At 69.8% G+C, this 19,473-nt stretch carries 11 protein-coding genes; 6 read left to right on the top strand and 5 right to left on the bottom strand.

Annotated features, from left to right (window positions below; all coding sequences use genetic code 11):
* Positions 1-2 precede the first annotated feature (2 nt).
* Positions 3-2,342: a bifunctional salicylyl-CoA 5-hydroxylase/oxidoreductase gene (locus ACIP94_RS13000; RefSeq protein WP_402423748.1), complete on the top strand. Its 2,340-nt coding sequence runs from the start codon at positions 3-5 to the stop codon at positions 2,340-2,342.
* Between the two features lie 161 nt (positions 2,343-2,503).
* Here ACIP94_RS13000 and ACIP94_RS12995 read toward each other — a convergent pair whose 3' ends face one another.
* Both ACIP94_RS12995 and ACIP94_RS12990 read right to left on the bottom strand, forming a co-directional pair.
* Positions 2,504-3,328, bottom strand: coding sequence for a PaaX family transcriptional regulator C-terminal domain-containing protein (locus ACIP94_RS12995; RefSeq protein ID WP_402423745.1), 825 nt, complete (start codon positions 3,326-3,328; stop codon positions 2,504-2,506).
* 15 nt (positions 3,329-3,343) lie between these two features.
* A complete protein-coding gene (locus ACIP94_RS12990; RefSeq protein WP_402424267.1) occupies positions 3,344-5,062 on the bottom strand; it encodes an AMP-binding protein in 1,719 nt (572 codons plus the stop codon).
* Positions 5,063-5,273: 211 nt separating this feature from the next.
* On the opposite strand from ACIP94_RS12990, the gene ACIP94_RS12985 reads away from it, so the two are divergent.
* Together ACIP94_RS12985 and ACIP94_RS12980 are read left to right on the top strand one after the other, a co-directional pair.
* Positions 5,274-6,539, top strand: coding sequence for an acyl-CoA dehydrogenase family protein (locus tag ACIP94_RS12985; protein WP_402423741.1), 1,266 nt, complete (start codon positions 5,274-5,276; stop codon positions 6,537-6,539).
* On the top strand, positions 6,536-6,958 hold the full coding sequence (locus ACIP94_RS12980) for a RidA family protein (RefSeq protein WP_402423738.1): 423 nt from the start codon (positions 6,536-6,538) through the stop codon (positions 6,956-6,958). Before ACIP94_RS12985 ends, ACIP94_RS12980 begins: the two co-directional genes overlap by 4 nt.
* A 107-nt stretch (positions 6,959-7,065) precedes the next feature.
* On the opposite strand, the gene ACIP94_RS12975 is transcribed toward ACIP94_RS12980, so the two are convergent.
* The gene (locus ACIP94_RS12975) at positions 7,066-8,595 is read right to left on the bottom strand and encodes a helix-turn-helix domain-containing protein (RefSeq protein WP_402423736.1); all 1,530 of its coding nucleotides are present in this window, start codon (positions 8,593-8,595) and stop codon (positions 7,066-7,068) included.
* Positions 8,596-9,082: 487 nt separating this feature from the next.
* On the opposite strand from ACIP94_RS12975, the gene acnA reads away from it, so the two are divergent.
* On the top strand, positions 9,083-11,800 hold the full coding sequence (acnA, locus tag ACIP94_RS12970) for an aconitate hydratase AcnA (RefSeq protein WP_402423733.1): 2,718 nt from the start codon (positions 9,083-9,085) through the stop codon (positions 11,798-11,800).
* Positions 11,801-11,909: 109 nt separating this feature from the next.
* Here the strand turns inward: acnA and ACIP94_RS12965 are convergent, their stop codons facing one another.
* Complete coding sequence (locus tag ACIP94_RS12965) at positions 11,910-12,275, bottom strand: hypothetical protein (RefSeq protein WP_402423730.1); 366 nt, start codon at positions 12,273-12,275, stop codon at positions 11,910-11,912.
* A 439-nt stretch (positions 12,276-12,714) separates the two neighbouring features.
* The gene (locus ACIP94_RS12960) at positions 12,715-16,518 is read right to left on the bottom strand and encodes a GH92 family glycosyl hydrolase (RefSeq protein WP_402423727.1); all 3,804 of its coding nucleotides are present in this window, start codon (positions 16,516-16,518) and stop codon (positions 12,715-12,717) included.
* Positions 16,519-16,977: 459 nt separating this feature from the next.
* Between ACIP94_RS12960 and ngcE the strand changes: the two genes are divergently transcribed.
* Both ngcE and ACIP94_RS12950 read left to right on the top strand, forming a co-directional pair.
* The gene (gene ngcE, locus ACIP94_RS12955) at positions 16,978-18,423 is read left to right on the top strand and encodes an N-acetylglucosamine/diacetylchitobiose ABC transporter substrate-binding protein (RefSeq protein ID WP_402423724.1); all 1,446 of its coding nucleotides are present in this window, start codon (positions 16,978-16,980) and stop codon (positions 18,421-18,423) included.
* Between the two features lie 110 nt (positions 18,424-18,533).
* A complete protein-coding gene (locus ACIP94_RS12950) occupies positions 18,534-19,469 on the top strand; it encodes a carbohydrate ABC transporter permease (protein WP_402423721.1) in 936 nt (311 codons plus the stop codon).
* Positions 19,470-19,473: the final 4 nt, after the last annotated feature.

The raw sequence follows: 19,473 nt of genomic DNA, 5'->3' as shown, positions 1-19,473 counted from the left end.
CCATGACAGCGGCCCACCGGCCCCTGCGCGTCGCCGTCATCGGCGGGGGGCCCGGCGGGCTGTACGCCGCGGCCCTGCTCAAGCGTCTCGACCCGGCGCGGGAGGTCACCGTCTGGGAGCGCAACGCCCCCGACGACACCTTCGGCTTCGGTGTCGTCCTGTCGGACGAGACCCTCGGCGGCATCGAGCACGCCGACCCCGTCGTGCACGCGGCCCTGAAGAACGAGTTCGTGCGCTGGGACGACATCGACATCGTGCACCGGGGAGTGCGCCAGACCTCCGGCGGCCACGGCTTCGCCGCACTCGGCAGGCGGCGGCTGCTGCAGATCCTGCACGAGCGCTGCCGCTCGCTCGGCGTCGAGCTGCGCTTCCACGCCGAGGCCCCGCACCCGGCCCGGCTCATGAAGACGTACGACCTGGTGATCGCCGCCGACGGCGTGCACAGCACCGCCCGCGAGGCCTACGCCGAGGTGTTCCGGCCGTCCGTCGAAGAGCATCGCTGCCGCTACATCTGGCTCGGCGCCGACTTCGCCTTCGACGCGTTCCGCTTCGAGATCGCCGAGACCGAACACGGCGTGATGCAGTTGCACGGCTATCCCTACTCCCGCCCCACGCCCGGCCACCAGCCCGCGACGAAGCCTGCCGCACCGGCGGATCAGGGGGCCTCCACGGTGATCGTGGAGATGCGCGAGGAGGTCTGGCAGGCGGCCGGATTCGCCGAGCTGGACACGGCCGAGTCGATCGAGCGCTGCGCCAAGATCTTCGCGGACGCGCTCGGCGGCCGGCCCCTGCGCTCGAACAACTCCACCTGGACCACCTTCCGCACGGTCGTCAACGCCCGCTGGTCGCACGGCAACCTGGTCCTCCTCGGCGACGCCGCGCACACCGCCCACTTCTCCATCGGCTCCGGCACCAAACTCGCCGTGGAGGACGCGCTGGCGCTGGCCGCGTGTCTGGAGGAGCACTCCTCGCCGGTGGACGCCCTTGTCGCCTACGAGGAGGAGCGGCGCCCGGTCGTCGCCTCCACCCAGCGCGCGGCCCGGGCCAGCCTGGAGTGGTTCGAGAACCTGCGGCTCCACCTCGACCAGCCGGCCCGGCAGTTCGCGTTCAACCTCCTCACGCGCAGCCGCCGGGTCACCCATGACAATCTGCGGCTGCGCGACGCGCGCTTCACCGAGTCGGTGGAACGGGAGTTCGGCTGCCCGCCCGGAACCCCGCCCATGTTCACCCCCTTCCGGCTGCGCGGCCTGACCCTGCGCAACCGGGTCGTGGTCTCACCGATGGACATGTACTCGGCGGTGGACGGAGTCCCAGGCGACTTCCACCTCGTCCACCTGGGCGCCCGGGCGCTCGGCGGGGCCGGCCTGGTGATGACCGAGATGGTGTGCGTCAGCGCCGAGGGGCGCATCACCCCGGGCTGCGCCGGACTCTACACGGGACGGCAGGCCGAGGCCTGGCGGCGGATCACGGACTTCGTGCACGCCCAGGCCCCGGGCACCGCGATCGGCGTGCAGCTCGGACACAGCGGACGCAAGGGCTCGACCAGGCTGATGTGGGAGGGCATGGACGAGCCGCTGGAAGAGGGCAACTGGCCTCTGATGGCCGCCTCCCCGATCCCGTACAAGCCCGGCAGCCAGACGCCCCGTGAGCTGTCCCGCGCCCAACTCACCGACGTCCGCGAGCAGTTCGCGTCCGCCGCGTGCCGGGCTGCCCGCAGCGGCTTCGACCTGCTCGAACTGCACTGCGCCCACGGCTATCTGCTGTCCGGCTTCCTCTCGCCGCTCACCAACCGGCGCACCGACGCCTACGGCGGCACCCTCGCCAGGCGGCTCCGCTTCCCGCTGGAGGTCTTCGACGCCGTGCGGGCGGTGTGGCCCGAGGAGCGGCCCATGACCGTACGGATCTCCGCGACCGACTGGGCCGAGGGCGGCACCACCGCCGAGGAGGCCGTCGAGATCGCCCGTGCCTTCGCCGCCCACGGCGCCGACGCGATCGATGTGTCGACCGGCCAGGTGGTGGCCGAGGAACGGCCGCAGTACGGGCGGTCGTACCAGACGCCGTACGCCGACCGGATCCGCCATGAGACCGGCGTCCCGGTGATCGCGGTGGGCGCGATCTCGTCCTGGGACGACGTCAACTCGCTGATCCTGGCCGGGCGCACCGATCTGTGCGCCCTCGCCCGGCCGCATCTGTACGACCCGCACTGGACGCTGCACGCGGCGGCCGAGCAGGGCTACAGCGGACCGGGCGTCGCGTGGCCCGCGCCCTACCGCGCGGGCAGCCGCCGCCCGCAGACCGGACGCACGGACGCCCCCAAACCCCGCCTCGCCTTCAGCAGTTGAGGAGGCAGTCGCCCGGCGGGGAAAGCGGCACATCCCGGAGCCTCACCAGGTCATCCCTCCGGGCTGGTCCCCGCGAAGACCGCCGGATCATGCCTCCGGGCTGATCCCCGCGAAGACGACCGGATCATGCCTCCGGGCTGATCCCCGCGAAGACGACCGGATCATGCCTCCGGGCTGATCCCCGCGAAGACCGCACCCGCGTCCCGAAGGCGCTCGTGCAGCGCCCGGAAGACCGCGGCGGAGCGGGTGCCGGGCCAGTCCTCGGGGAGCAACTCGGCCGGCAGCCCCGGGTCGACGTACGGCAGATGCCGCCAGGAGTCCAGGGCGAGCAGATAGTCGCGGTAGGCCGCCTCCGGAGGGGTGCCCTCGCGTGCCTCCCAGTCGTGCAGGACGCGCGCGTGACGGCCGAGGAACGCCTCGTGCTGCTTGGCGATCCCGGCCAGGTCCCACCAGCGCGCCACCGCCTGACCGGTCGGCGCGAAGCCGAGGTGCTCACCGCGGAAGAAGTCCACATACGGGTCGAGGCGCAGCCGCTGAAGGGTGTGCCGGGTCTCCTCGTACAGCCGGGCCGGAGCGATCCACACCCCGGGGGCCGCGGTGCCGAAACCGAGCCCGGCGAGCCGGGAGCGCAGCAGATGGCGCTTCTGCCGCTCCGACTCCGGCACCGAGAACACCGCGAGCACCCAGCCCTCGTCCTCGGGCGGCGTCGTCGCGTACACGCGCCGGTCGCCGTCGTCGAGCAGTTGCAGGGCGTCCGGCGACAGCGCGTACCCGGCCGCGCCCGTGGCCGTGCGCGCCGGCACCAGCAGCCCGCGCCGCTTCAGCCGGGACACCGACGAGCGCACGGAGGGTGCGTCCACGCCGACCGCGGCGAGCAGTCTGATCAGCTCGGCGACCGGCACCGGTCCGGGCGTGAAACGGCCGTAGGCGCCGTAGAACGTCACGATGAGGGAACGGGGAGCGTGCTGATCGGACACGATGATCACTCTAGAACGTCCGCGTCACTCATGATCGCCAAGTGGCGGCACCCGGTGGATGTCCGTCCGCAGCCGGAAGCGCTGGAGCTTGCCCGTCGCCGTGCGCGGCAGCGCGTCGGGGAAGACGAACTCGCGCGGGCACTTGTACGGCGCCAGCTCGGCCTTGAGGAAGGCACGCAGCGCCTCCGGGTCGCGGCGCGCCCCAGGCCTGAGGACCGCGTACGCCACCACCACCTGCCCGCGCGCCTCGTCCGGCCGGCCGACGACCGCCGTCTCGACCACGTCCGGGTGACGCAGCAGGGCCTCCTCGACCTCCGGCCCGGCGATGTTGTACCCGGCCGAGATGATCATGTCGTCGGCGCGCGCCACATAACGGAAGTACCCGTCGGGGTCGCGGACATAGGTGTCGCCCGTGATGTTCCAGCCGTCCCGGACGTACTCCCGCTGCCGGGGGTCGGCGAGGTAGCGGCAGCCGACCGGGCCGCGCACGGCGAGCAGCCCGGGTTCGCCGTCGGGCACGGGCGTGCCGTTCGCGTCCTGCACCCGGGCGTGCCACCCCGGCACCGGAACCCCCGTGGTCCCCGGGCGGATCCCGCCGTCCGCGGCGGAGATGAAGATGTGCAGCAGTTCCGTCGCGCCGATGCCGTTGATGATCCGCAGCCCGGTGCGCTCGTGCCAGGCCCGCCAGGTCGCGGCCGGAAGGTTCTCACCGGCCGACACACATCGCCGCAGCGACGCGATGTCGTGTCGGCCGTGCTCGCCGTCCCCGTTCAGCTCGTCGAGCATCGCGCGGTACGCCGTCGGGGCCGTGAACAGCACGGAGACCCGGTGTTCGGCGATCGCGGGCAACAGCTGCCGGGGGCCCGCCTGTTCGAGCAGCAGGGCGCTCGCGCCCGCCCGCAGCGGGAAGACGACGAGCCCGCCGAGCCCGAAGGTGAAACCGAGCGGGGGACTGCCCGCGAAGACGTCGTCGGGGCGGGGCCCGAGCACATGCCGGGAGAAGGTGTCCGCGATGGCGAGCAGATCGCGGTGGAAGTGCATACAGCCCTTCGGGCGGCCCGTGGTGCCCGAGGTGAAGGCGATCAGCGCCACATCGTCGGCCGCAGTGTCCACCGGTGTGTACGGCTCCCCGGGCGCCGGCAGTCGCAGCAGGTCGTCCGGGGAGTCGCCGCCGTAGGGGGTGATGCGCAGCCCGGGAACGTCGGCCTTGACCAGGTCGTCGACGGCGCGGGCGTCGCACAGGGCGTGCCCGACCCGGGCGATCTCGCACAGGGTGCGCAGCTCGTGCGCACGCTGCTGGGCGAGCACGGTGACGGCGACCGCGCCCGCCTTCAGCACCGCGAGCCAGCAGGCGGCGAGCCAGGGGGTGGTGGGGCCGCGCAGCAGGACGCGGTTGCCGGGGACGACGCCGAGGTGGCCGGTGAGCGTGTGCGCGATCCGGTCGACCCGGGCCCGGAGCCGACCGTACGTCCACACCTCCCCGGCCGCCGTGCGGAAGGCGGGGCGCCCGGGGGCGGTGCCCGCCAGCAACTCGACGGCGGCGTTGAGCCGTTCGGGGTACCGCAGCTCCGGCAGATCGAAGCGGAGTTCGGGCCACTGCTCGGGGGGCGGGAGGTGGTCCCGGGAGAACGTGTCGAGGTGGGCGGTGGGGGCGCCGACCGGGTCGACGGCGCCGGTTGCCTCCGCGGCGCCGGTTGCCTCCGCGGCGCCGGATCTCTCCGCGCTGTCGGAGGCCTCCGCGATATCGGAGGTGCCCGCGCGGCCGGCGGTGTCCGAGGCGCTGCCGGCGTCCCTCGGGTCCCTGGCTTGCCTGGCTTCCATGGCGTCTCGCCCCCTTGTCGTGGTGGGCTCGCGCATCGAGCGTATCGTGTTGGTGACGACAGTCAATGGTCCGCGATACGCTCGGGTGGGCAGCCCACCCGCCCCGGTGCGCCGTCAGGGAGAGGGACCGGCAATGACCGCATTCTCGCTCGATCCGGCACAAATCGCCTGGTGCACGGAACTGCACACCCTGGCCGAGCAGCGACTGCGCCCGCTCGCGGGTAAGGGCGAGCCGGGCCGGGTCAACCGGGACCTCGTCGCGGAACTCGGCCGGCTCGGACTGCTGGACCGGCTGTTCACCTCGGGCGCGCTGGAGCTGTGTCTGATGCGGGAGTCGCTGGCCCAGTCCTGCACGGAGGCGGAGACGGCCCTCGCCCTGCAGGGCCTCGGCGCGTACCCCGTGCACGCCCACGGCACATCGGCCCAGCGCGCCCGCTGGCTCCCCGGTGTCCGCGCGGGTACCGCGGTGGCGGCCTTCGCCCTGACCGAGCCGGACGCGGGCTCGGACGCCGCGGCGCTGGCCCTGCGCGCGGACCCGGACGGCACCGCGCCCGTCCCGGCACCGTCCGCCGACGACAGCGAAGGCCGCGGTGGTGGCGGCAGCGACGAGGGCGGCGGCAGTGGCAGGGACATGGACGGCGACGGCAACGGCAACGGTTCCGTGCGTGCCGAGCGCGACGGCGGGCGGGGCTGGCGGCTCACCGGCGAGAAGTGCTGGATCTCCAACGCCCCCGAGGCCGACTTCTACACCGTCTTCGCCCGCACCACCCCCGGCGCGGGCGCGCGCGGCGTGACCGCCTTCCTCGTTCCCGCCGACCGCCCCGGCCTCACCGGCTCCCCGCTCGACATGCTCTCGCCGCACCCCATCGGCGCCCTCGTGTTCGACGCCGTGCCCGTGACCGCCGCCGACGTCCTCGGGGAGCCGGGCAGGGGCTTCCGGGTCGCCATGGGCACCCTCAATCTCTTCCGGCCCAGCGTCGGCGCCTTCGCGGTCGGCATGGCGCAGTCGGCCCTCGACGCCACCCTCGTCCATACGGCGCAGCGGGACGCGTTCGGCGGCAAGCTGAAGGACCTCCAGGCCGTCGCGCACCAGGTCGCCGAGATGGCCCTGCGCACCGAGGCGGCCCGTCTCATGGTCTACGCGGCGGCCACGGCGTACGACGAGGGCGCCCCGGACGTCCCGAAACGGGCCGCGATGGCGAAGCTGCTGGCCACCGAGACCGCGCAGTACGTCGTCGACGCGGCCATCCAGTTGCACGGCGCCCGGGCCCTGCGCCGCGGCCACCTTCTCGAGCACCTGTACCGCGAGGTGCGCGCGCCCCGCATCTACGAGGGCGCGAGCGAGGTTCAACGCGGCATTGTCGCCAAGGAGTCGTACGCCACCGTGGAGGCCCCGTGACCACCGAGCGCCCCGATCCGCCCGACCTCGCGCGCATCAACCCGCCCGACCTGTCCCCTCCGGGGGGCTTCTCCCACGCGGTGGTCGCCGCCGGTTCCCGGGTGGTCTTCCTGGCGGGGCAGACCGCCCTCGACACGGACGGCAAGGTCGTCGGCGCCACCCTCCCCGAGCAGTTCGAGCGGGCGCTCACCAACCTGCTCACCGCCCTGCGCGCAGCCGGCGGCGCTCCCGCCGACCTCGCCCGCGTCACCGTCTACGCCACCGACGTCGCCGGCTACCGCGCCCACGCCCCCGAACTCGGCCGCATCTGGCGGCGACTGGCGGGCCGCGCCTATCCCGCGATGGCCGTCGTGGGAGCCGTGCGCCTCTGGGACGAAGAGGCCCTCGTGGAACTCGACGGCTTCGCGGTGCTTCCGTAACCGCCGCCTCCAAGGCACGGAGTGAACCGTGCGACAGTGCCCGAGCCCCCTCGTTCGACGCGGTGAGCGAGGGGGCTCAGGGCCGCCCCGTGGCAGCGGACCGTGTCTCAGATGTTCCGGAACGTCTCGATCTGCGCGCCGACCGAGTTGAGTCGTTCGGCCAGGTCCTCATAGCCGCGGTTGATGACGTACACATTGCGCAGCACGGAGGTGCCCTCGGCCGCCATCATCGCCAGCAGGACCACCACGGCGGGCCGCAGGGCCGGCGGGCACATCATCTCGGCGGCGCGCCAGCGGGTCGGGCCCTCCACCAGGACGCGGTGCGGGTCGAGAAGCTGAAGCCGCCCACCGAGCCGGTTGAGGTCGGTGAGGTAGATGGCCCGGTTGTCGTACACCCAGTCGTGGATCAGCGTCTTGCCCTGCGCGGAGGCCGCGATGGCCGCGAAGAACGGGACGTTGTCGATGTTCAGGCCGGGGAACGGCATCGGGTGGATCTTGTCGATCGGCGCCTCCAGCTTGGAGGGCCGTACGGTGAGGTCGACCAGCCGGGTGCGGCCGTTGTCCGCCACGTACTCGGGGCTGCGGTCGTGGTCGAGCCCCATCTCCTCCAGTACCGCCAGCTCGATCTCCAGGAACTCGATCGGCACCCGGCGCACGGTCAGCTCCGACTCGGTGACGACCGCGGCGGCCAGCAGGCTCATCGCCTCGACCGGGTCCTCGGAGGGGGAGTAGTCGACGTCGACGTCGATGTTCGGCACACCGTGCACCGTGAGCGTGGTGGTGCCGATGCCCTCGACCGCGACGCCGAGCGCCTCCAGGAAGAAGCACAGGTCCTGGACCATGTAGTTGGAGGACGCGTTGCGGATGACCGTGACCCCGTCGTGGCGGGCGGCGGCGAGCAAGGCGTTCTCGGTCACGGTGTCGCCGCGCTCGGTCAGCACAATCGGCCGGCCGGGGGAGACGGACCGGTCCACCACCGCGTGGTAGTGCCCCTCGGTGGCGGTGACGTCCAGCCCGAACCGGCGCAGGGCGATCATATGCGGCTCGACGGTGCGCGTACCGAGGTCGCAGCCGCCCGCGTACGGCAGCTTGAAGCGGTCCATACGGTGCAGCAGCGGACCGAGGAACATGATGATGGACCGCGTGCGGCGGGCGGCCTCGGCGTCGATGGCGTCCAGGTCGAGGTCGGCGGGCGGCACGATCTCCAGATCGATCCCCTCGTTGATCCACCGGGCCCGCACACCGATCGAGGCCAGCACCTCCAGGAGGCGGTACACCTCCTCGATGCGGGCGACCCGGCGAAGTACGGTGCGCCCCTTGTTGAGCAGCGAGGCACACAGCAGGGCCACGCACGCGTTCTTGCTTGTCTTGACGTTGATGGCGCCGGAGAGCCGGCGGCCGCCGACCACCCGCAGATGCATGGGACCCGCGTAGCCCAGGGACACGATCTCGCTGTCCAGGGCCTCGCCGATCCTGGCGATCATCTCAAGACTGAGGTTCTGGTTGCCGCGCTCGATCCGGTTGACGGCGCTCTGGCTGGTGCCGAGCGCCTCGGCGAGCTGCGCCTGAGTCCAGCCACGGTGCTGCCGGGCGTCACGGATGAGCTTGCCGATACGTACGAGGTAGTCGTCTGACATGTGACCGAGGTTATCTCAGATATGAGATGGTGCCTCCCGGGGGGTCCATTCGGGTGATGCGCCGTCAAGAATGCCTGGTGGAACGGGTGCGAGCCAGCCGAAAGTACCCGGCAAATCACTCGATATCGTACGACGTCCCGTACTGCTGGGTGGGCGCGATCCGTACCGCCTGCCCGGTTCACGCCCGATTCATGCCGCATACCCCGGCTCGGTGGATTGATGGCAGGCCGGACGGAGAGTCCGGCGTACCTAAGGCCCCGGGGATCTGCCGGACCCTGCGGAGTCTTTCGGGAACCTGGGGCGGCTCCGGCATGACCGAGCCGCACCCATGTACTAGAGTTATCTCGACATCGAGATATCTGCCGAGGCGCACCGCAGCCACCGCTCCAGTAAGGGTTACCTAACTTAGCCTTACCTTAGCGGATCGGTCGAGCCGTCATGGCGGCAGGATTGCGGTGGTACGCGCACATCAATGAAGGAGACTGTCGTGTCGGCGAACAGCTTCGACGCCCGCAGCACGCTGCAGGTGGGCGACGAGTCGTACGAGATCTTCCGGCTGGACAAGGTGGAGGGCTCGGCCCGCCTTCCGTACAGCCTCAAGGTCCTGCTGGAGAACCTGCTCCGCACCGAGGACGGCGCGAACATCACCGCCGACCACATCCGCGCCCTCGGCACCTGGGACTCCCAGGCCCAGCCGTCGCAGGAGATCCAGTTCACGCCGGCTCGCGTGATCATGCAGGACTTCACCGGCGTTCCCTGTGTCGTGGACCTCGCCACCATGCGTGAGGCCGTGAAGGAGCTGGGCGGCGACCCGGCGAAGATCAACCCGCTGGCCCCGGCCGAGCTGGTCATCGACCACTCCGTCATCGCCGACAAGTTCGGCACGAACGACGCCTTCAAGGTGAACGTCGACCTGGAGTACGGCCGCAACAAGGAGCGCTACCAGTTCCTGCGCTGGGGCCAGACCGCCTTCGACGAGTTCAAGGTCGTCCCGCCGGGCACCGGCATCGTCCACCAGGTCAACATCGAGCACCTGGCCCGTGTCGTCATGGTCCGCGACGGCAAGGCCTACCCCGACACCCTGGTCGGCACCGACTCCCACACCACCATGGTCAACGGCCTCGGCGTCCTCGGCTGGGGCGTCGGCGGCATCGAGGCCGAGGCCGCGATGCTCGGCCAGCCGGTCTCCATGCTGATCCCGCGCGTCGTGGGCTTCAAGCTCACCGGTCAGCTCCAGCCCGGCACCACCGCCACCGACCTCGTGCTCACCATCACCGAGATGCTCCGCAAGCACGGTGTGGTCGGCAAGTTCGTCGAGTTCTACGGCGAGGGCGTCGCCGCCACCTCCCTGGCCAACCGCGCCACGATCGGCAACATGTCGCCGGAGTTCGGCTCCACCGCCGCGATCTTCCCGATCGACGACGAGACCCTGAACTACCTGCGCCTGACCGGCCGCTCCGAGCAGCAGGTCGCGCTCGTCGAGGCCTACGCCAAGGAGCAGGGCCTCTGGCTGGACCCGAAGGCCGAGCCGGACTTCTCCGAGAAGCTCGAGCTGGACCTGTCCACCGTCGTCCCGTCGATCGCCGGCCCGAAGCGCCCGCAGGACCGTATCGTCCTCGCCAACGCCGCCGAGCAGTTCAAGCAGGATGTCCGCAACTATGTGGACGTCGTGGACGAGGCCGGCGTCGAGTCCTTCCCGGCCTCGGACGCCCCGGCCCTCCACCCCAACGGCGCCCCGTCCAACCCGGTCCAGGTCACCGCCCCCGACGGCACGAGCTACACCCTGGACCACGGTGCGGTGACGGTCGCGGCCATCACCTCCTGCACCAACACCTCCAACCCGTACGTCATGGTCGCCGCCGCCCTGGTGGCCAAGAAGGCGGTCGAGAAGGGCCTGACCCGCAAGCCGTGGGTCAAGACCACCCTCGCCCCGGGCTCGAAGGTCGTCACCGACTACTTCGAGAAGGCGGGCCTGACCCCGTACCTGGACAAGGTCGGCTTCAACCTGGTCGGCTACGGCTGCACCACCTGCATCGGCAACTCCGGCCCGCTGCCGGACGAGGTCTCCAAGGCCGTCAACGACCACGACCTCGCGGTCACCTCGGTCCTCTCCGGCAACCGGAACTTCGAGGGCCGGATCAACCCGGACGTCAAGATGAACTACCTGGCGTCCCCGCCGCTGGTCGTCGCGTACGCCCTCGCGGGCTCCATGAAGGTGGACATCACCAAGGACGCCCTGGGCACCGACCAGGACGGCAACCCGGTCTACCTGAAGGACATCTGGCCCTCCGAGGCCGAGGTGAACGACGTCGTCGCCAACGCCATCGGCGAGGACATGTTCAACAAGTCCTACCAGGACGTCTTCGCGGGCGACGCCCAGTGGCAGTCCCTGCCGATCCCGACCGGCAACACCTTCGATTGGGACGCCGAGTCGACCTATGTCCGCAAGCCCCCGTACTTCGAGGGCATGCAGATGGAGCCGGCCCCGGTCACCGACATCGCCGGCGCCCGCGTCCTCGCCAAGCTGGGCGACTCGGTCACCACCGACCACATCTCCCCGGCGGGCGCGATCAAGGCCGACACCCCGGCCGGCAAGTACCTCACCGAGCACGGTGTGGAGCGTCGCGACTTCAACAGCTACGGCTCGCGCCGTGGCAACCACGAGGTCATGATCCGGGGTACCTTCGCCAACATCCGCCTGCGCAACCAGATCGCGCCGGGCACCGAGGGCGGCTACACCCGCGACTTCACCCAGCCCGACGCACCGGTGTCGTTCATCTACGACGCCTCGCGCAACTACATCGAGCAGGGCATCCCGCTGGTCGTCCTGGCCGGCAAGGAGTACGGCTCCGGCTCCTCCCGCGACTGGGCCGCGAAGGGCACCGCGCTGCTCGGCGTCAAGGCCGTCATCGCCGAGTCCTACGAGCGCATCCACCGCTCGAACCTGATCGGCATGGGCGTGCTGCCGCTCCAGTTCCCGGAGGGCCGGTCCGCCGAGTCCCTCGGCCTGACCGGCGAGGAGACCTTCTCCATCTCCGGCGTCACCGAGCTGAACGAGGGCACCACGCCGCGCACGGTCAAGGTCACCACCGACACCGGTGTCGAGTTCGACGCGGTCGTCCGCATCGACACCCCCGGTGAGGCCGACTACTACCGCAACGGCGGCATCATGCAGTACGTGCTGCGCAGCCTGATCCGCAAGTAAGCGGTCCGGCACGGCAGTAGAGGGCCGCATCCCCGCCCGGCGGGGATGCGGCCCTTGCCGTGTTCCGGGCCGGGGGGTCACACCCACCCGGACCCGGGCCCCACACCGCCTAGATCCACCCCGCGGCCTGAGCGATCGCGAACGGCGCGGGGACCAGGGTCGCCATGCCGAGCCACAGATGCAGCGGCCGGCCCTCCTGCCAGGGCATGAGAACGTCCACCACCAGCACCATGCCGAGGACGAACGCGCCGCCCAGCACCGCGCCGAGCGTCATGCCGAGCGTGTTGTCCGGTGACTTGCCGACACAGCCGAATCCGTCGGCGCAGTGGATCACCGCGTATCTGGCGAGCAGCCACCGCACGCACAGGCCGGGCAGTATCGCGATCAGTCCGATCAGGAGATTCGCCACGGCGGGCGCCCACCAGGAACCGGCGGTGCCCTTCTCGTGGTCACCGTCCGCACCGGAACCGTGCACAGCCCGCCCTCTCCCAGGTCATCACGTTCGTACAGGTAGATGACCACGAGAGCACTGGGGTTGCCCCGTTCGCGCCCTGGTACGGCCAACACCGCCCCCACGAGTGACCTCTCGGGTACCAGGGGTGCCTCGGGTGGCCAAGGAGGGTGGGGATGTGGACGCAGGGTGACGGACGGGACTCCGGGCGGACCGGGTGGGCGGTGAGCGTGCCACCCGGTCCGCGAGCCGGCTCGGCCGGAAGGGGGGAGTGGGCCGTACCGGAGGGGACATGGCTTGTGGCGACCGGCGACAACGTTGTCTCAGTGGTCTGTACATGACTGTACCGGGTCAACGGACAACGATGTCAAGGGCGTTCACCCGTACCGGGGATGCCGAGGGGTGCTCTTCCCCGGCGCGGGCGGCGCACGCCTCCGCGCCCGCCCCTTGGCTCACGGGGGTGTCAGGAGAGCAGCTCCACCTCCGCCAGTGTCGACTCGGTGTTCAGGACCAGGCGGTAGTGCGCGTACGAGCCGGGGTGCGGGATCGAGAACGCCCTGGTCTGCCGGTCCCAGGGGAAAGACTGGTCCGAGCGCTGGTCGAGGGTCGTCCACCCGGTGCCGTCCTCCGAGCCCTGCAAGGTCCAGCCGGTGGGGGCCTTCGTGTGGTCCGCCGGGGACGTCAGCGTGTACTGCACCGCCTTGGCGGGGCCCGCCACCGGCAGGTCCACGCTCGTCGCGGCGGCCTCCGTCACCGAGGTGTCGTCGAAGAGCGGCCCGTCGCCCTTGAGCACGTCGGCGCGCGGCGAGGGCACCTTGTCGTCCTGGGTGACCGACACGGGGGCCGCGTTCTTCCCGCTGCCCCAGGCCGACGGCCGCGGGCCCATGTCGAAGTCCAGCACTCCGCCCCGGGACAGCAGGGAGTGCGGCAGCGCCGTCGACGTCCACGGGTCGCCGTTGACCTTCAGCCCCTGGATGTACACGTTCCGCGTGTTGTTCCTCGGGGCGTTGACGACCAGGTCCCGGCCGTTCTCCAGATGCACGGTGGCCTTCTTGAACAGCGGCGACCCGATGGCGTACTCCCCGCTGCCCATCACCAGCGGGTAGAAGCCAAGCGCCGAGAACACATACCAGGCCGACTGCTCGCCGTTGTCCTCGTCGCCGTGGTAGCCCTGCCCGATCTCGCTGCCGTTGTACAGCCGGGCGAGCACCTCGCGGACCTTGGCCTGGGCCTCCCAGGGGCGGCCCGCCGCGTCGTACATGTAGATCACATGATGCGCGACCTGGTTGGAGTGCCCGTACATGCCCATCCGGACGTCACGCGCCTCCGTCATCTCGTGGATGATCCCGCCGTAGGAGCCGACGAACTCCGGCGAGGCCGTCTCCGGTGTCGCGAAGTACTGGTCCAGCTTGTCCGCCAGCTTGGCGCGGCCGCCGTACAGGTTCGCCAGACCCCGGCTGTCCTGGGGGACCGAGAAGGCATAGCCCCAGCCGTTGGTCTCGGTGTAGTCGTAGCCCCACACCCTCGGGTCGTACTTCGACGAGTCGACCCGCCAGTTGCCCTGCGCGTCGCGGCCCTGGAAGAAGCCGGCCTTCGCGTCGAAGAGGTCGACGTAGTCCCGGGCGCGGTTCAGGAAGTACTGCGACTCCTCCTGGTAGCGCTTGTCGCCGGTCTTCTCGTACAGCGCCTGGCCCATCTTCGCGATGCCGTAGTCGTTGACATAGCCCTCCATCGCCCACGACATGCCCTCGCCGGTGCTGGTGCTGGTGTAGCCGAGGAACGGCGAGGTCGCCATGCCCTTGCGGCCGACGCCGGACGCGGGCGGTGCGACCGTCGCGTTCTTCACCGCCGCGTCGTAGGCGGCCGTCGCGTCGAACTTCACGCCCTTCACATAGGCGTCCGCGAACGCCACGTCCGAGGAGGTGCCCGTCATCAGGTCCGCGTAGCCGGGCGAGGACCACCGGGAGGTCCAGCCGCCGTCCTTGTACTGCTGCACAAAGCCGTCGACCAGTTCACCGGCCTGCTTCGGGGTGAAGAAGGAGTACGCCGGCCAGGTCGTCCGATAGGTGTCCCAGAAGCCGTTGTTGACGTACACCTTGCCGTCGACGATCTTCGCCCCGGTGTGCGTGGGGGTGTCCTGACCCGTCATCGGGGAGAACGGAGAGGCGTACTGGTAGCCCGAACCGACCTTCTCGAAGCCGGAGTTGGGGTAGAGATACAGCCGGTACATCGAGGAGTAGAGCGTCGTCAGCTGGTCGGTGGTCGCGCCCTCGACCTCGATCGTGCCGAGCAGCTTGTCCCAGGCGCGCTGGGCGCGTGCCTTCACCTGGTCGAACGAGGTGCCGTCCGGGACCTCCTGGCGCAGATTGTCCTTCGCCTGGTCGATGCCGATCAGCGAGGTGGCGAGGCGGAGGGTCACGGTGTGGTCCGCACCCGGGCGCAGACGCAGATACCCCTTCACCCCCGAGGTCGCCCCGTCCGTCACGGGTGCGTCGAAGACGCCGTAGACGAACAGGCGTGTAGCCCCCGTCGACAGCCCGGACTTCACGTCGGAGAACCCGGTGACGATCCCCTTCTCCTTGTCGAGGGTCAGCCCGGCCTGCTCGGTCACATTGTCGAAGATCACGCTCGCGTTGTCGCCGGGATAGGTGAACCGGAGCACCGCCGCGTGGTCCGTCGGCGTCATCTCCGCCTTGAGCCCGTTCTCGAAGGTCACCCCGTAGTAGTACGGGCGCGCCGTCTCGTTCTCGTGCTTGAACGCCAGCGCCCGCGCGCCGCGGCCGGTGTCCGGGGTGCCGGCGGCGGTCGACGGCATGACCTGGAACGTCTGCCGGTCACCCATCCACGGGCTCGGCTCATGGCTCGCGCTGAACGCCTCGATGGTCGGCAGGTTGTCCGCGTTGTTCGCCCGGGCGTAGTCGTACAGCCAGTTCAGCGAGCCCGCGTTGGTCACCGGCGTCCAGAAGTTGAAGCCGTGCGGCAGGGCGGTCGCCGGGAAGGTGTTGCCGCGCGAGAAGGAGCCGCTGGAGTTGGTGCCGCGGGTGGTGAGCGCGTAGTCGGACAGATGGGCCCTCGGCTTCTCCGGCGGCGCCACCTTCAGGGCGACGTCGTCCAGCCAGCCACGGAACTTCGCCGGTCCCTTCGGCGAGTCGTACGCCACCAGGATCCGGTCCACCGTCTTGCCCGCCGCGACCGACCCGATCCGCGAGGCCACGTCGTTCCACTGGTTGACGTAGAGCACCTTGGACGCGCCCTGGCCCTGCGGGGTCAGCGGGAAGCCGTGCTCGTCGAGCGCCCCGAGGCCGCTCAGATAGGTGCCGTCGGTGAAGGCGAGGTCGACGGAGACGTTCGTGGCGTCGTAGTCCCGGTCCTTGTCCGCCATCGACGGGAAGACCCGGTAGGACAGCCGCGTGTTCGGCTCGACGCGCACGTTCACGTCGAAGACCTTGTTGTACGAGTACGCCCGGCCGTCCGTCGTGTGCGTTCCCGCGTACCTCAGGGCCCGCCGGCCCGTGAAGCCGGCGCCCGCCTTGGCGGTGGGGGAGCCGATCGGGCCGCGGTCCACCAGCGTGCGCATGTCCTTGGGCGTGGGCTCGCTGTCCTTGCCGGTGGACAACTGCACATCGGCGAGCTGGAGGATGTCCGCGCCGTGGTTCTTGGTGATGTCGAGCCGGAAGTGGGCGTACTCGGCCGGCTCCGCGAGGTCGTACGACCTGGTCTGGAAGCGCTGGTCGAACGATTCGCCGGTGCGGGTGTCGAGGGTCTTCCAGTCCTTGCCGTCCGTGGAGCCCTGAAGGGTCCAGTCGGCGGGGTCCCGCTCGGCGTAGTCGTTGGCCGAAGTCAGCGCATAGGTGACCACCTTGACGGGCGCGTCGAGGTCGAACTCGACCCAGCCCGTGGGCGCGAATGTGAGCCATTTGGTGCCGGGCTCGCCGTCGATGAGGTTCTCCTTGACCTCTCCGGCGCCCGCGTTCTCGGCGCTCGCACGGACGTCGGTGACCTCGTCGGTCACATTGCCGGGGATGCCCGTGGTGTATCCGCCGTCCACGCCGGACGCCCGCTTGCTGCCGTCCGCTGCCGTGTCCACGGTGTTCAGCCACGTCGGCGCCGGGTCACCCGCCTCGAACGAGGAGGCGAACTCCCGGTCCGCGGTGGAGCCTTGGCCGGGCAGCGCCTCCGCCGCGCCCTGAAGACCCACCAGCAATGCGAAGGCGGCCGTTGCCACGACCGCCGACCGAGCCCGTCTGTGCCGAGATCTGTGCTGCATGCGCGAGCACCCTCCCTGCGCTGTGAAAATATGGACAACGTTGTCAACTCTGCTGCGCAAGGACCAGTAGGTGCCCAAGTGCTCTGTGATGTCAAGGGCGTTGAGTGTGGCATTCGGGGTCATTGCGGCGGATATCCCGTCCGAGTGGCATACGGGCATCCCGTATTTCCGCGAGGTCTCAACTCGGAAAAGCAAAGAGTCAACCTTGCATTCGATCTTGCTCCGTTGGCGGGAAGTGGACTATACCTGTCGGCGTTCGGACAGCCGTCGCCCCGCGCCACGGCAGCCGTGGACAGGCACGACCGGGGGGAATCGGGAGGTGGCGGACCGTTTTCGGCACGACGGGCCGCAATGCCGTCCCACTGAATCCCTCATGCACGACCCCAGCTTCACCATCACCGCGGTGCCGGGGAGGATCCGGTTCACCGCCTGAGTCCTGGAGAAGGCGAGGACTTGAGCATGGGATCCACTTCCGGCGAGAACACCACCCCCGGCGGCGTCGGCCGCCGCGACCTCATCAAGCGGTCCGCCGCGCTCGGCCTGATCTCCGTCCCCGCGATGGGCTTTCTGTCGGCGTGCGCCAGTGGCGGCGGCAACAGCTCCGGCGATGACAACACCAAGGGGAAGACGTCGAAGACAAACCCCTTCGGCGCGGAGAAGGGCAGCAAGCTCGACGTCGTCATCTTCAAGGGCGGCTACGGCGACGACTACGCCAAGGCGTGGGAGGCCGACTACCAGAAGAAGCTCGGCATCACCTCGACCCACACCGGCACCCAGGAGATCACGGGCAAACTCCAGCCCCGCTTCAACGCGGGCAACCCGCCGGACCTCGTGGACGACTCCGGTGCCCAGCAGATCAAGGTCGACGTCCTCTACAAGAACGGGCAACTGCTCGACCTCGCTGAGGTCCTCGACGCGCCGTCGGTCGACGACCCGAGCAAGAAGGTCCGCGACACCCTCATCCCCGGCACCCTGGACCCGGGCGTCCAGGAGGGCAAGGTCGTCGCCCTCAACTACATCTACACGGTGTGGGGCCTGTGGTATTCCGGCAAGCTCTTCAAGGAGAAGGGCTGGACGGCGCCCAAGACCTGGGACGACTTCCTCGCCATCTGCCAGGAGGCCAAGAAGCAGGGCATCGGCGGGCTCGCCCACCAGGGCAAGTACCCCTACTACATCAACGTCGCCATCATGGACCTGATCGCCAAGAAGGGCGGCATCGACGCCGTCAAGGCGATCGACAACCTCGACCCGAAGGCGTTCGTCGGCTCCGACGCCGCGCTGGCGGGCATCGAGGCGATCTACGAGGTCGTCGAGAAGGGCCTGTTGATGCCCGGTACGAACGGCCTGACCCACACCGAGTCGCAGACCCGCTGGAACCAGTACAAGGCCGCGTTCATCACCTGCGGTTCGTGGCTGGAGAACGAGCAGCTCAAGCAGACGCCGTCCGACTTCGACATGAAGTTCCTGCCGATGCCGCTGCTGTCCGGCAGCGCGATGCCCTTCGAGGCGATCAGGGCCGGCTCGGGCGAGCCCTTCATCATTCCCGCGAAGGCCAAGAACCTGCCCGGGGCCAAGGAGTTCATGCGGCACATGCTCTCCAAGGAGTGGTCGACGCTGTTCGCCAAGCAGGCCAACTCGCTCACCATCCTCCAGGACGGCGTCGACGCCGGCGTGACCCTGCGCCCGGGTACGCAGTCCACGGTCGAGGCGTCCAAGGCGGCCGGCACCAACACCTTCCGCTACCTCTACCCGGACTGGTACAGCGAGATGGACACCGCGATCCAGAACGCGTCCAACGAGCTGATGGCCAAGCGGATCCAGCCCAAGGAGTGGCTGAAGCGCTGTCAGGCCGCGGTCGACAAGCAGGCCAAGGACCCGGCCTCCAAGAAGAACCACCACGACTGAGGCTCGCCGCCGGCCGGGCCCCCGCGACCGGGCCCGCTCGACCGACCGGATTCCGGGCCGGGAATCCTTCCGATTCCCGGCCCGGGACGGGACACCAGGGGCAGGAACGCATGCGCAAAGGGCAGTACCGGTTCGTCGCGGGTTTTCTCTTCGTCCCCGTGGCGCTCTATCTGATCTTCGTCATCTGGCCGTACATCCAGACGTTCGGCTATTCGCTGACCGACTGGAAAGGCCAGTCGCAGACCTTCAAGTTCGTCGGCCTGGCCAACTACCGGGCGCTGTTCCAGGACGACGTCTTCCTGGAGGCCATCTGGCACAACATCCTGTTTCTGATCTTCATCCCGGTGATCACCATTCTGCTCGCCCTGTTCTTCGCCTTCATGGTGAACGCGGGCGGGCGCGGCCGGGCCGGCGGCGTCCAGGGCGTGGCCGGGGCGAAGTTCTACAAAGTCGTCTACTTCTTCCCCCAGGTGCTGTCACTGGCGATTCTCGCGGTGCTGTTCAACGCGGTGTACCGCAGTGACGGCGGCGGTCTGCTGAACGGCTTCCTGATCAAGCTCGGCCTGGTCGACCCCGACAATCCCGTGGAATGGCTCAACGAGCCCAACCTGGTGCTGTGGGCGCTGATCCTGGTCGTGGTCTGGCACGGCGTCGGCTTCTATCTGGTGCTGTTCTCGGCCGCCATGCAGTCCATTCCGAAGGACATCTACGAGGCGGCACTCATCGACGGGGCCAACCGTTCCCAGTCCTTCTTCGGCATCACGCTGCCGCTGCTGTGGGACACCGTGCAGACCGCATGGGTGTACCTGGGCATCGTGGCCATGGACATGTTCGTCCTGGTCTCCTCCATGACCCAGAACATGGGGGCCTACGGCGGCGGCCCCGACCATCACAGCGACGTCATGTCGACCGTGATGATGCGCAATTTCCTCTATTTCGGAAAGAGCGGCTATGCCTGCGCCATGGGCGTCGTCATGCTGCTGCTCACCCTGGTCCTGTCCGTGGTCACGCTGCGCGCCACCCGCCGCGAGCGCATCGAGTTCTGAGCGG

The organism is Streptomyces sp. NPDC093261, assembly GCF_044753645.1.
In the GTDB taxonomy this organism is placed as follows: Bacteria; Actinomycetota; Actinomycetes; order Streptomycetales; family Streptomycetaceae; genus Streptomyces.
Note: the sequence above shows the minus strand (reverse complement) of the source record. Positions and strands in the feature narration are given on the sequence as shown.

Excerpts from the sequence above, each read along its gene's own strand:
- ACIP94_RS12975 (WP_402423736.1), bottom strand. The coding sequence starts at position 8,595 with ATGTCAGACGACTACCTCGTACGTATCGGCAAGCTCATCCGTGACGCC.
- ngcE (WP_402423724.1), top strand. The coding sequence starts at position 16,978 with ATGGGATCCACTTCCGGCGAGAACACCACCCCCGGCGGCGTCGGCCGC.
- ACIP94_RS12960 (WP_402423727.1), bottom strand. The coding sequence starts at position 16,518 with ATGCAGCACAGATCTCGGCACAGACGGGCTCGGTCGGCGGTCGTGGCA.
- ACIP94_RS12985 (WP_402423741.1), top strand. The coding sequence starts at position 5,274 with ATGACCGCATTCTCGCTCGATCCGGCACAAATCGCCTGGTGCACGGAA.
- ACIP94_RS13000 (WP_402423748.1), top strand. The coding sequence starts at position 3 with ATGACAGCGGCCCACCGGCCCCTGCGCGTCGCCGTCATCGGCGGGGGG.
- ACIP94_RS12950 (WP_402423721.1), top strand. The coding sequence starts at position 18,534 with ATGCGCAAAGGGCAGTACCGGTTCGTCGCGGGTTTTCTCTTCGTCCCC.